We start from the raw sequence: 13,894 nt of genomic DNA, 5'->3' as shown, positions 1-13,894 counted from the left end.
AGGAAATCTGCGCCATTTGCGAAATCTGCGTGACTTAAGAATCTCACGCAGATGACGCAGATGGCGCAGATTTTTTTTCGGCGCAATAAGTTTTTTTTGATAAAAAAGTCTCAAAGTCTCATTATTTGGTGGAAATATCTTTGTAAGACGTTGGTATATAACGATATGCGAAAATGAGACTTCCAGATATCTTTACAAAAAAGTATCATCGAAGTATCATAAAATGTAAGCGTCTCCGCGTTTATACCTTGCATAATTCAAAAAAAAGCAGTAACAGCTGATTAAACTAATGCTGTTGCTGCTTTTTCCATCGGTCAGGAAGTAAGTCTCTATATTTTTCCCATGGAGTATTTGGTTGCCATTCTGCAGTCTTTTCTATTACGTCGCATATGTATTCAAACAGATTGATGCCATTCAGTCTGCATGAGATGGCGATGGAATATAGGATAGCCGCACGTCCTGCTCCTTCGTGCGAGCCAAAGAACATTGAGTTTCTTCTTGATAGTGATATGTACCTCTGGATTCTCTCAATATAGTTGTTATAGAGAGCCGTATCACCTCTTTTGAAGATGTCACAAATGGCATTATATTCATTAAGGGCATAGCCGACCGCCTGCGCCAAGGTAGACTTGGGCAGCAAATCTTTCCTGGAAGATATTTCCTCCAGTTTCTCCAATAAATCCTGCAAAATGTCCGGTGCATATGACTGCCGATAGGCTAGATGGTCTTCAACGGTCCATCCATTTACCCCAACCTTATGTTTTTTGTCTTCTCGATAAAATCTGTTGAGGATATCTACGACCTCCTGAGCATCCTTGTCTTCCTTGCCGCAGTCGATGAAATCTCTCTTGACATGCTGCAGGCAGGCGATTCTCATAATGTCAGGATAAGCATCCGACTCCAGTTTCCGGTAAGGAGCATATGCATCACTCTGTATGGTACCTTTATAATCAGAGAATATGTTAAGTATGACCTGCTCAGAGCGTGATCCATCCTCATATACGAAGAAGACAAGTCCCAGTTTAGGCGCACTTACAGCCCAGAAGTAGCCTTTCTTCGAACCCTTGTCCGTAGGCTTTGTCTTGGCTAACAGCACTTTATGGTATGTCTCGTCTGCCGAGACATAATCCTGCTGCAACACTACTTGGCAGATAGCCTTATAGAAGTTTTCCAGTACATCGGCACTTCTGGCAATCAGTTTGTTTGCCGTGGCTTTCCTTAACGTAAACCCATTGTCGGCAAAGTATTTGATGATTCGCTCTACCGGCATGGAATAGATGTATCGCATCTGCAGGAGTCCTGCTGCAAAGGAAGGTGAATAGGAAGAATTCAACAACAGAGCCGGCGGAGTTTTCCCCGGATACATGATACTTCCATCAGTATAAGTGTTGATGTGATACACGGTCTTGATGAATTTGATGGGTTCCATGCTGTAACGTATACAGGTACGAGTTCCGAAGAGACGCAACGTCTTCAAAAACTCTGCATCCATGACAGGATCTATCGTAACATGCACCTCTTTCATCTCGTAATGCATGTCACGCTTGGCTCCGTTGTTTTTGCGTGCCTTTCTCTTTTCGGCCTGCTCTTCTTTCTTCTTGTCAAATTCCTCCTGGGTCATCGAGTCTTGTGGATTCTTTTCCTGACGTTCGGACTTCTTGCCTGAAACGAGCTTGCCGAGTGCCTTGTTCTGACGATTCGCTTTGTCAATGGCGATTCCTTTCTGGACGAGTAATTCTTCTAATGACTTTATACGTTCAATGAGTTCGTTGACCTGTGTAGTCAACGAACTCACCGTAGCATTAGCTTGCTGAAGCTGTTCGTTTGCAAGCTGAAGCTGTTCCTTTAAAAGTACTATAATTTCGTCCTTTTTCATAGTGCAAAGGTACGAAAAAATATCGAGATATGCAAGGATTTTTAGATATTTATTTTTCTATCTTGTTGATACACAGTTCATTAAATATAATCTTATGCGCCTATAGATTAAGCCGTTTCCTATATCTCATACTTTTCAGGCAAATTCCGCTCATGATGGCAGATAGCGTCTTGTACGGCATTTTGCATTGTTTGCTTTGGGGATCAAAGAATGGTAATTCAAAGGTTCCTCGCTCCAGTCGCTTCTGATACAGCAAGAAACCGTCGCCATCCCATTTTAGCATTTTTACCTGCTGGCGATTCTTTGAGAAGAAGATGAAGACGGCACCACCGAGTGGCGGCAGCTCCATCTCCGTCCTCACAATCTGGTACAGGCCATTTATGCCCATGTTCATTCGGACATATCGCTGGCAGACGTAATACTGGGTGTTTTCGTTTAATCCAAACATAGCAAGTCCTCCTTCTCGTAAAGTTTCATCAGATGCATGACTGATTTGGCACTACCTTTCTTGATGGTGACTATCGTTCCATTGGGAAAGGTTAAGGTTATGCCGAAAAGATAATTTTCCGGGCAGACGGAATCGGATGGCATTTCCATGGGAAGGAACATCATCCCAGTGTCCTTGGCTGTTGCTTCGGAACATTCCTTACGGGCTTCGGCCTGAAGCAGACGAATCTGTTGTTTGGCTAACCTAACAGAATAACCTTTCTCTGACATCCATCTATGCATCGAGCGATGGTTTACATGCCGTTCCTTTAAAAAAGGAATCAAACTGGCTTTTGGATTATGATTCAAATGAATCTGGAAGGCATTCCATGCCCTCTCATAACGTTCTGTTGCTCTCATAATTGCGTTGCTTTTAAAATTATGGTGCAAAGGTAAGAACTTTTACGATAAAGGGCAAGGTATAAACGCAGAGCCGCTTACTTTTTTCGTGAAAAAACATTGTTACGTGTGCGCGTGACGGTAAATCTAAAAAGTACTCTTTTTCAGTTACAAAAAATGGGGTGGGGCGTCTTTATTGTATGGACAAAAACGATAAACTGGTAAACTGTTTAAAAAATAAATAATATGATGAACAAACGGAAAATCATGATCATGATGGCTGGGATGGTTTTGCCAATCCTTGCACCTCAGGCTTCAGCTGCTGCAGAGCACCATGACTGGGAAGACCAGCATGTGCTTTCCATCAACCGGGAACCGGCACGGGCTGCATTCATGCCTTATCAGGCAAAGAAGGGAGATAGCCAGATGTTGCTCAACGGTGAATGGAAGTTCAGATGGACGAAGACGCCGGAGGAACGAATCGTGGATTTCTATCGTACTGACTATAGCTGCAAGGGCTGGAAATCGCTCGCGGTACCAGCCAACTGGGAGGTGAATGGATATGGTACACCTATCTATATATCAGCAGGTTATCCCTTTAAAATCAATCCTCCTTATGTGATGACTACACCCAAGAAGGACTGGACCACCTACGAGGAACGCAATCCTACCGGACAATATAAACGTACCTTCCAGCTGAAGGCAAACTCGCTGCTGTTCCGCCAGGACCGTCAAACCTTCCTGCGTTTCGAGGGCGTGATGAGCGCATTTTATGTATGGGTGAACGGCGAGAAGGTGGGTTATTCGCAGGGTTCGATGGAGCCGAGCGAATTTAATGTGACTCCTTATCTGAAGGCTGGCAAGAACGAGATAGCCGTGGAGGTTTACAAGTATAGCGACGGCAGTTATCTGGAAGATCAGGACTTCTGGCGCTTCGGTGGCATCCACCGTGATGTGTGGCTCTATTCCACACCGAATGTCCGCATCCGTGATTTCGCCGTTCGCACCCTGCCGCAGCTCTCTTCCGCTACATCCTCTCCTTGTGATTTCACTCTGCAGATCAATCCGCAACTGGCGGTGGCAGCAGGCGAGAAGGGAGAAGGTTACCGGCTGATGGCGTGGCTGGAGGATGCTGAAGATAAAGGCGTGATGCTGAAACTGCCGGGAACTGACAGACTGGAGGCTTCTCTGCAGGCTTCTGCCGACGAGATTCTCGACCTGAATCATAAGGCAGCCCTGATGAACGAATGGTATCCGCAGCGAGGTGGAAGAAAATTCGAACGTATGGAGGGAGTAGTGGAAAAACCGCATGCCTGGACTGCTGAGACACCTTATTTATATACCCTGAAACTGGCACTTCTCGACAAGCAGGGAAGTGTGGTGGAACAGGTGCAGCAGCGCATCGGATTCAGATGGGTTTCGGTAGAAAACGGACAGTTGATGGTGAACGGAAAACCTATCAAACTGCGTGGCGTGAACCGGCATGAGCATGATCCGAAGTTGGCACGAGTGATGACCGAGGAGATGATGCAGCGCGATATCCTACTGATGAAGCAGGCGAACGTGAATGCCGTCAGAACCAGTCATTATCCGAATGTTTCACGCTGGTATGAGCTGTGCGACAGCGCCGGCATCTATGTGATGGACGAGGCAGATTGCGAGACCCACGGACTCCGTGGTACGCTCACCTCTACTCCCGACTGGAATGCCGCCTTTCTGGACAGAGCCGTGAGAATGGCAGAGAGAGACAAGAACCACCCGAGCATCATCTTCTGGAGCCTGGGCAACGAGAGCGGTTTCGGTGCCAATCATGCAGCCATGGCAGGCTGGCTTCATACCTTCGACCCAACGAGACTGGTACATTATGAAGGTGCTCAGACGCCTTATCAGCCAGCGAAGGGCTTGAACGAGCAGGACTTTGATGAGACTGACCCGGACTGTGTGGATGTCTTGAGCCGTTTCTATCCCCGTGTAAAGGCTGAGTATCTGAATCCGGGCGTTCCCGAAGGTTCTGACAAGGAGAGAGCGGAGAATGCCCGATGGGAACATCTGCTGGATATTGCGATGAGAAAGAACGATAATCGTCCTGTGCTTACCAGTGAATATGCCCATTGTATGGGTAATGCGCTGGGTAATTTCAAGGAATATTGGGAGGAGATATACAGTCATCCCCGCATGGCTGGCGGCTTTATCTGGGACTGGGTTGACCAGGGTATCTATGCTCCGGGAACCAACCACGTGCTCTATGGCGGTGATTTCGGTGATAAGCCTAATCTTAAAGCCTTCTGTCTGAACGGCGTGGTCTTCTCCGACCGCTCGGTATCGGCTAAGTATCAGGAGGTAAAGCATGTTTATGCACCGGTGTGGATAACTCAGAAAGGGGATGAGGTCTGGGTGAAGAATCATCATTCTCATCTCTCGCTGGAGGGCTTCAGTTGCCAGTATCAGGTGACGAAAAATGGGGTTGTCGGTCAGGAGAGTGTGCTGAAAATGCCTTCAGTACAGCCGGGTGATAGTGCAAAGTTATGCAGCTTGCATGATTTCAAAGCGTATAAAAATACGGATTCCCGATTGAATATCTCAGTTATTTCCCAGCAGGGAGTAGAGGTAGGAAGGGAACAGATAGCCCTCAGCGATAACTTGTATGAAGCTGGCTGGAAACTGGCTGCGGATGCCATGAAGCGATACAAGTCTTCCTGCCGTTTGGCAACTCTGTCAACTGCCGAGTTGCTGGCACGCAATATTTCCGTGATTCCTCAGTTCTTCCGTGCGCCAACCGACAACGACAAGAGTTTCGGCAACTGGATAGCGAAGGATTGGAAGAAGACTCATCTCGACAGCACACTTTCCGCTATCCCGCTGAAGGATGGGGAGTATGTATATCATTATGGTGAGGATGGAGCATCAGATAAGGCTGGTTCTTCGGCATCGGCTAAGTCTGGCGGCAATATCCGTCTCCGCTTGGAGGTATCTCCTCAGCAGGACGGCTTCGTCGACGTGAAGGCTACCTATAGTTTTGAGGGCAATCTGCCTGAACTTCCTCGTCTGGGTCTGATGCTGAAGCTGCCAAGAGTGGCTTACGATCAGGTGAAATGGTATGGCAGGGGACCTTGGGAGAATTATCCTGACCGCAAGCAGTCTTGTCCGATAGGATGGTACGAGAGTAGCGTGGAGGATCAGTTTACCCACTATCCCCGTCCGCAGGACAACGGCAACCATGAGGACTGTTCATACATCGAACTGACCAACAAGAATGGTAAGAATGCCCTGCAGGTTATCGCAGTCGGCGATACGCCTTTGAGTTTCTCAGCCTTGCCATACAGCGTGGCAGACCTCTATGCCGCCCGGCACGATTTCGAACTGAAGCAGTCTGGTAATCCTAACCTGCGCTACACCTATTTCAGTCTCGATTGTGCCGTTCTGGGCTTGGGTAACAGCAGTTGCGGACCTGGTGTATTGAAGAAATATGCCATCGACAAAACTCGCAGTTATACCCTGCATTTCAAGATGAGAATACTATGAGGCATCAGGTATTTGGGGATGCCGTTTTGAGGTAAATTAATAACTTGTCGGAAAAGGTGCGTAAAAGTTCTTTTCCGACAAGTTTAGTTTTATCATCTGCGAAAGTTGATGTTTTTTGATATATTTTCGCAGCTTATCTCGAATTATTTGTTTTGCATTATGCAATTTGCATAATTTAATTTGCATAATTCGAGAAATCTTATTATCTTTGCCGCCATAACCAATGATTTAGTTAGGTAAAGAGTATGGAGAATCCTTTTATTATCACAGGCAAGATTAAGCCAGAGTACTTCTGCGACAGAGACGTAGAGGCAGAGAAAATCATCCGAAAGGTAACTTCGGGTGAAAATATTGTGTTGATGGCTGCACGGCGTGTGGGCAAAAGTAAGCTTATCGACTTTTGTCTCGACTCGCCGATGGTCAAGAATGATTTTATCGCCATTTCCATCGACATACTCCGTACTTCGAGCATCCAGGAGTTTGCCTTCGAACTAGGTAAGGCTGTTTTCGAACAGGCGGCTCATCGCAGTCAGAAGATGCTTAAGATGGTGGTCAGCACATTGAAATCTATCAATGGGTGTTTCGGCTATGACCCCATCTCGAACACGCCGACCTTTAACCTTTCGCTAGGTGATATCTCCAATCCGCTCTATACCCTGGATGAGATATTTGCCTGTTTGGAGCATGCCGACAAGAAATGTATCGTGGCGATAGACGAGTTCCAGCAGATTGGCTATTATCCAGAGAAGAACATGGAAGCAATCTTACGCACTTATGTGCAGAAGTGCAGCAATGCCAACTTCATATTCTCTGGTAGCGAGCGCCATCTCATTACGAAGATGTTCTCCGAAAAGGCGCATCCATTCTACAATAGTGCCGACATGATGAACTTGGAGGTGATACCATACGATAAGTATTTGGAATTTGCGAAAAGTTTGTTTGCCAGGTTTGGGAAGGACGTGGAGGAAGAGGCTGTGCGTGATGTCTATGATACGTTCGGAGGAAATACGTATTATATGCAGAAGGTGTTTCATGAAGCTTTCAACCAGACGGATGTAAAGGGCAAGGCTGACAAGGCGATGGCGGAAGCCATCATCCACATGATGATATTGGACAACGACCGTAAGTTTAGTGAAATCTTGTCGCGTCTCACGCTCCCTCAGAAGGAATTGCTCTATGCGATAGCCAAGGATGGCATTGCCAAGCAGATTACTTCCACTGTTTTTGTAAGACGGCATAATCTACGCTCTGCCAGCAGCGTTCAGTCTGCCATCAAGAAATTGCTGGAGTATCATCTGGTATCTACTTCGTTGGGTACGTACTATATTGATGACCAACTGATGAAGCTGTGGCTGAATTAGCTCTATAATCTGCGAAAGTTGATGATTTTTGATATATTTTCGCAGCTTATAGGCGTATTTCCGATTTGCTAAATAGTTACAAAATCTGTGTTTATGAGTCTTTATTGATGAATAACAAAATGAATATAAACAAATACGGAATAAACAATATGTATCTAAAACAAACGTTTTTAATAATAGCTTTGGGGGCGATGGCGATGACTGCTGCCGCACAGGCTAGTATTGATACACAGCGCCAGTACCTCTCGGGACATGGATGTGATGATATGGTGAACTGGGACTTCTACTGCACAGGTGGTAGAAATGCCGGCAAGTGGACCAAGATTGGTGTGCCTTCCTGCTGGGAACTGCAGGGATTCGGTACCTATCAGTATGGCATGCGATTCTACGGAAAGGCTACTCCGGAAGGTATTGCTGACGAAAAAGGAAAATATAAATATGAGTTTACGCTGCCACAGGAGTGGGAGGGCAAACAGATAGAACTCGTCTTCGAAGCCGTGATGACTGATGCCAAGGTGACCATCAACGGCAGAAAGGCGGGAAACGGCTTGCATCAGGGCGGTTTCTATCGCTTTACTTATGATGTGAGCGACCGCATCTTCTTCGGAAAACATAAGAACAGACTCGAAGTGGAGGTGAGCAAGGAAAGCAGCAACAGTCAGGTGAACATGGCGGAGCGCCGTGCTGACTACTGGAACTTCGGTGGCATCTTCCGTCCTGTATTTATCGTGGCAAAACCTGCTCAGAACATCAACCGTGTGGCGATTGATGCCAAGGGTGATGGTCATTTTATGGCAGATTGCTACCTGAACCGTGCTATCAAGGGTGCGAAGGTGAAGACTGAGATTCTGGATGAGAAAGGAAAGGTGGTGGCATCGAACGTGGCTGATGCCAGAAACAGCGATGAGGCGCATGTCGACTTCCAGGCAAAAGCACCTAAGCAGTGGACTGCCGAGACTCCGCATCTCTATACTGCCGTCTTCACACTCCAGGATGCAGCAGGCAAGACGCTCCACAGAGAACGTCAGAAGTTCGGCTTCCGCACCATCGAATACCGTGCCAGCGATGGCGTTTATATCAATGGTCAGAAAGTTATCTTCAAAGGCGTGAACCGTCACAGCTTCCGTCCGGAGACCGGTAGAACGCTGAGCAAGGCGAAGAATATAGAGGATGTGAAACTCATCAAGAGCATGAACATGAATGCCGTGAGATTGAGTCATTATCCTGCCGATCCGGAGTTCTTGGAGGCTTGCGATTCGCTCGGTCTCTATGTCGAATGTGAGTTGAGCGGATGGCACTGGGCACATCCTACCATCGTGGGCAAGCAGCTGGTGAAGGAGATGATTACCCGTGATGAGAATCATCCTAGCATCATCTTTTGGAGCAACGGTAACGAGGGTGGTTTCAACTACGAACTTGAGCCAGACTTCGCTCTCTGGGATAAGCAGAAACGCGTGGTACTCTATCCTTGGGCTAACCGCAACGGCTTTGAAACCAAGCATTACCGCTCTTATGGCGAGACCCAGGAGTATATGCGACAGAAGGAAATCTTTATGCCTACCGAGTTCCTGCATGGTCTGTATGACGGCGGACATGGAGCAGGACTGAAGGATTACTGGGACATGATGATAGCAAACCCTCGCTGTGCCGGCGGATTCCTCTGGGATTTGATGGACCAGGGTGTGGTGCGTACCGACAAGAACAATTATGTAGACTGTATGGGTAACTTCGGAGCCGATGGTATCGTGGGGCCTCATGCCGAGAAGGAAGGCTCTTACTATACGATTAAAGAGGTATGGTGCCCGGTACAGTTGACTTGGAATGATGTGGAGAAAGGTGAACTCACCTTATCTAATCAGTATAACTTCGTGAATCTGAAGGATTGCCGCTTCTCTTATCGTCTGTTGCAGATGCCAGCGATGGGCAGCACTCAGGTCAAGGTGTTGAAGCAGGGCAATCTCTCTTCTCCTGATGTAGCTCCGGGCAAGGAAACCCAGGTGAAGATACCGATGATGGCGAATGCTGATGCGGTAGAAATCAAGGCTGTGAACCATGAAGGTGAGGAAATCATGATATGGAGCAGGGGAGTGAAGAGTGAAGAACGAAGCGTGAAAAATTCAAGTGCTCCAAGTACTTCAAGTGCTTCATCTGCTGCTTATGCTGACCAGGCTGATGCTGTAGAAGTGAAGGCGGGTGGCAGAACTTATCGCTTTGCCAAGAAAGATGGCAGACTGATGGGTGTTGAGGTTGGCAGCAAGGCAATCTCGCTGAGCAACGGACCTCGGTTCATGGCTGCCAGAAGAAGCGACCGCAGTCTGGACCAGTTCTATAATCACGACGATAAAGAGGCTGAGAAGAAAAAGACACTCTATACCGAGTTTGTTGACCAGGGCGCTTTTGCCGGTTTCGAATGGAAGGAAGCGGAGGCAAAGCTGGTGGCTACATATCAGCATGGCTCACTCGATGAGGTAGACTGGCAGTTCCTTTCTGACGGTTCGGTGGCTGTAACCTGTCATTACAATTTCGGTGGCGTAGTAGATATGATGGGCATGGCTTTCGACTATCCGGAAAGCAAGGTTCGCAGCAAGGCTTGGGTGGGCAATGGTCCTTACCGGGTTTGGCAGAACCGCGAACAGGGTCCGCAATACGGCTATTGGCAGAACGACTATAATGACCCGATTCCAGCCGAAAGCTGGGATTATCCAGAGTTTAAAGGCTACTTTGCCAACGTGAAGTGGATGCAGTTCAAGACTGATGAAGGAAAGATCGGCTTCTCTGGTCTGACTGCCGATGAGCACATGGGCGTTTATACCCCTCGTGATGGTAGAGATGGTCTGCTCTATACCTTGCCACAAACCGGTCTGGCAGTCTTCAAGGTGATACCTTCAGTAAGAAACAAGGTAAATACCACCGACCTCAACGGACCTTCAGCCCTGCCAAAATGGCTGAACGGTAAGGGTAAGACTGTGTTTACTTTGAACTTTGAGCTTTGAACTGTTAACTTTAAACTGTTAACTTTTAACTGTTATGAACTGTTATGAATAAGAAAAAACGATATACGGTGATGGCATTGTCGGCGCTTCTGGTAGCGTCGACAATGGCTCATAATGACGAGGCTAAGCCCTGGACCTTCTGGTACTGGATGTATGGCGCCGTTTCCAAGGCTGGTATTCATGCCGATCTGGTCGGTATGAAGAATGTTGGTTTGGGCGGTACCTATCTGATGCCAATCCGTGGTGTCAGCGAACGTCCGGAGTATCAGGGCGAGGCGGCACAGTTGTCACCTAAGTTCTGGGAGATGGTGGATTACTCTTTCCAGCAAGCCGACTCCCTGGGCCTTGACATGGGCATTCATATCTGCGACGGTTTCGCCCTGGCAGGCAATCCGTCTATCCTTCCTGCCGAATCGATGCAGAAGGTGGTATGGACCGATACCATTGTGGGTGGCGGTAAGAAGATAGAAGGCATGCAGATGTGGCAACCCGAAAGTTATAAGGACGGGAAGTTGCAGCCTGCTGGAAGCGAGGGTGGATATTATCAGGACATCGCGGCTTTTGCCATCCGATGCAAGGAGAAACCCCAACTCTTCAAACCGGAGAAGATAGAATATACCGAGGCTGTTTCTACCGCCAAGGGCTATTATCTGGCAGCGAAACCTGCCTCTATCATCTATTCGTTTCATAAACCCGTCACGGTGCGCAGCATGCGTGTGGTGCCTAACGGCAACAACATCCAGTCGCAGCGCCTCCTGGTACAGGCTTCTGATGACGGCATCAACTTCATAGATATCAAGCAGTTGGTGCCTCCCCGTCAGGGTTGGCAGAACACGATGTGTGATTATACCTTTAGTTTGCCGACTACCACCGCCCGCTATTTCCGATTCTCATGGACGCCGGAAGGTACAGAGCCGGGAGCAGAAGACCTGGATGCAGCTAAATGGAAACCGCTGCTGAAACTGGAGAATATCATCTTGAGCAATCAGCCGATGATTAACCAGTATGAGGGAAAAACGGGTGCCGTATGGCGTATCGAAACCGATGCGGCAGCTAAGAGCGAGACCGTGGCGATGGCAGATGTACTGCCTTTGAAACTGGAAAATGGAATGGTGATGGGTGTCATGGTGAACGGCAACCTGATGAATAAGTTGCCTAAGGGCACCTGGCGCCTGTTGCGAATGGGACATACCTCAACAGGACAGACCAATGCAACAGCCGGAACCGGTAAGGGACTCGAAGTGGATAAGTTCTCACCGGCAGCCGTCAGGAAACTTTTCAATTCCTGGTATGCATTGTTCCTGAACCGTCCGCACAGCGATGTGGTGAAGTATCTGCACATCGACTCCTGGGAGTGTGGCAGTCAGAACTGGGGCTATCAGTTTGCCGAGGAGTTCAAGGCACGCCGCGGTTACGACCTCATCCCATACCTCCCGATTATGGCAGGTGTTCCGATGGAGTCGGCTTCCAGATACGAACAGGTACTGAAGGATATCCGTCTCACCATCAATGACCTGGTAAACGAGAAGTTCTTCAAGACCTTTACCGATCTGGCTCATGAACAGGATATAGAAGTATCTCACGAGAGTATTGCACCAACCTTCCCTGCCGATGGTCTGCAGCATTATCAGTATGCCGACAATCCAATGGGAGAATACTGGCTCAATTCGCCTACTCACGATAAACCCAACGACATGCTCGATGCCGTGAGCGGTGCACATATTTATAATAAGAACATCGTTCAGGCAGAGGGATTCACCGAGGTTCGTGGTGTATGGAATGAGACACCAGCCATGCTCAAGCCGATGCTTGACCGCAATCTGGCGCTTGGCATGAACAAACTCTTCTTCCATGTAACTGCCCATAATCCTTGGATGGACCGCAAGCCTGGTATGACGCTTGATGGCATCGGTCTCTTCTTCCAGCGCGACAATACCTGGTATCCTGAGGCACGCGGTTTTGTGGATTACATCACCCTGTGTCAGAATTATCTGCAGCAGGGCAGACCGGTGGTAGACATCGCCGTGTTTACAGGCGAAGAGATTCCGAGCCGTTCGCTTACTCCGGATAAACTCGTTCCGATGCTTCCGGGTGTGTTTGGCGCAGAACGGGTGGCTAGTGAACAGAAACGTATGGCTAATGTGGGCATTCCGATGGAAGAATCGCCTGTGGGAGTAACTCATTCGGCGAATATTCTCGATTTGAAAGACTGGTGCAATGCCCTGCATGGCTACAAATATGATTCGATGAATAAGGATGCCTTGCTGAAATGGAATTTCGAATACAGTCCGAAGGGCAAGTTGCCAGGAAACCAGGACTACCGCATCCTGGTGATTCCGCAGCCGGCAAATACCCTGTCTGCCGAGGTAAAGGCGAAGATAGAGGAGTTGCGCGAGGAAGGCATCATTATCATCGACAAGCCTTATCAGGCAAAGGACTTCTCGCAGTATGGCATCGAACCGGATGTCGTTCTGCCCGAAAATATGGATTATGCTCACCGCTGTGTGTTGGAGGCAACAGGCAGAAAGGACATCTATTTCCTGACTAACCAGGAGGATAAGGAACGCCAGATTACGGCAACCTTCCGTACCAGGACTTCCAAAATCCGCCAGGTTGTGAAATTGAGTCTGCCAGCTTATGGTTCCGCTTTCGTTATCCTTTCGAACAAGGAAGACATGCAGGTTATCAGTCAGACAGGTCATAAGCTGGTTGAAGAAGAAGGTGCAGGTTTTACAGAAAACTATCCTTCTGTGCTGGCTGTATCCGATAAGTGGAAGGTTCATTTCGATGATATCCGCAAAGATACCACCGTAACGCTTCCTTTCGACTGGTCGAAGTCGGCAGATGAGAAGATGAAGTACTACAGCGGTCACGTAACCTTTACCTCTTCTTTTGAATGGGGCGATTCTGTTCCGGTTTCAGCAGAAGAGAAAATGGAAGTTCCAGCCGAGAAAACGAAGACGGCTCCTTCTAATGACGGATTCATCAAAATCCAGTTGGGCAAGATTGGTGATGTGGCACGTGTGCTGGTCAACGGCAAGCAATATGGTTATGCCTGGACAGCTCCTTACGAGGTGTATGTTCCGAAGCGCGACCTGAAGAATGGCAGCAACGAAATACAGATTGTTGTAGCCAATACCTGGCACAATGCGCTGCAGGGTGCTGGCGAGGGAAAGGCTCCGTTTAAGGGAATCTGGACCAATGCCAAATATCGCACCAAGAGCAAGGCGCTTCTGCCTGCCGGATTACTCTCCACGATTAACATCGTGTATTAGTTTATAGTTGATAGTTAATAGTTGATAGTTCATAGCAAGACT

At 48.0% G+C, this 13,894-nt stretch carries 7 protein-coding genes; 4 read left to right on the top strand and 3 right to left on the bottom strand.

Annotated features, from left to right (window positions below; all coding sequences use genetic code 11):
* Window positions 1-286 precede the first annotated feature (286 nt).
* From tnpC to ONT19_RS10760, 3 genes are all read right to left on the bottom strand, one after another.
* Entirely contained in the window at window positions 287-1,876 is a 1,590-nt protein-coding gene (gene tnpC, locus ONT19_RS10770; RefSeq protein WP_264964884.1) for an IS66 family transposase, read from the bottom strand.
* Window positions 1,877-1,976: 100 nt separating this feature from the next.
* Complete coding sequence (gene tnpB / locus ONT19_RS10765; RefSeq protein WP_117588063.1) at window positions 1,977-2,324, bottom strand: IS66 family insertion sequence element accessory protein TnpB; 348 nt, start codon at window positions 2,322-2,324, stop codon at window positions 1,977-1,979.
* Window positions 2,312-2,722, bottom strand: a complete 411-nt coding sequence (locus tag ONT19_RS10760; protein WP_144021577.1) for a hypothetical protein — start codon at window positions 2,720-2,722, stop codon at window positions 2,312-2,314. Before ONT19_RS10760 ends, tnpB begins: the two co-directional genes overlap by 13 nt.
* A gap of 225 nt (window positions 2,723-2,947) precedes the next feature.
* Here ONT19_RS10760 and ONT19_RS10755 point away from each other — a divergent pair, with 225 nt between their 5' ends.
* The 4 genes from ONT19_RS10755 (at window position 2,948) to ONT19_RS10740 (ending at window position 13,852) form a co-directional block, all read left to right on the top strand.
* Window positions 2,948-6,223, top strand: coding sequence for a glycoside hydrolase family 2 TIM barrel-domain containing protein (locus ONT19_RS10755; protein ID WP_437183512.1), 3,276 nt, complete (start codon window positions 2,948-2,950; stop codon window positions 6,221-6,223).
* Window positions 6,224-6,468: 245 nt separating this feature from the next.
* Window positions 6,469-7,584, top strand: a complete 1,116-nt coding sequence (locus ONT19_RS10750; RefSeq protein WP_264951939.1) for an AAA family ATPase — start codon at window positions 6,469-6,471, stop codon at window positions 7,582-7,584.
* Window positions 7,585-7,733: 149 nt separating this feature from the next.
* Entirely contained in the window at window positions 7,734-10,577 is a 2,844-nt protein-coding gene (locus tag ONT19_RS10745; protein WP_264951938.1) for a glycoside hydrolase family 2 protein, read from the top strand.
* 44 nt (window positions 10,578-10,621) lie between these two features.
* Entirely contained in the window at window positions 10,622-13,852 is a 3,231-nt protein-coding gene (locus ONT19_RS10740; protein WP_264951937.1) for a glycosyl hydrolase, read from the top strand.
* The last annotated feature ends 42 nt before the right edge of the window (window positions 13,853-13,894 follow it).

It is taken from the genome of Segatella copri (genome assembly GCF_026015625.1).
GTDB classification, from domain to species: Bacteria; Bacteroidota; Bacteroidia; order Bacteroidales; family Bacteroidaceae; genus Prevotella; species Prevotella copri_H.
The sequence above is the reverse complement of the archived record's forward strand: the minus strand, read 5'-3'. Positions and strand labels throughout refer to the sequence as shown.

Bases quoted from the DNA above. Each gene is read 5' to 3' on its own strand.
- ONT19_RS10760 (WP_144021577.1), bottom strand. From the start codon at position 2,722: ATGAGAGCAACAGAACGTTATGAGAGGGCATGGAATGCCTTCCAGATT.
- ONT19_RS10755 (WP_437183512.1), top strand. From the start codon at position 2,948: ATGATGAACAAACGGAAAATCATGATCATGATGGCTGGGATGGTTTTG.
- ONT19_RS10750 (WP_264951939.1), top strand. From the start codon at position 6,469: ATGGAGAATCCTTTTATTATCACAGGCAAGATTAAGCCAGAGTACTTC.
- tnpC (WP_264964884.1), bottom strand. From the start codon at position 1,876: ATGAAAAAGGACGAAATTATAGTACTTTTAAAGGAACAGCTTCAGCTT.
- ONT19_RS10745 (WP_264951938.1), top strand. From the start codon at position 7,734: ATGTATCTAAAACAAACGTTTTTAATAATAGCTTTGGGGGCGATGGCG.
- ONT19_RS10740 (WP_264951937.1), top strand. From the start codon at position 10,622: ATGAATAAGAAAAAACGATATACGGTGATGGCATTGTCGGCGCTTCTG.
- tnpB (WP_117588063.1), bottom strand. From the start codon at position 2,324: ATGTTTGGATTAAACGAAAACACCCAGTATTACGTCTGCCAGCGATAT.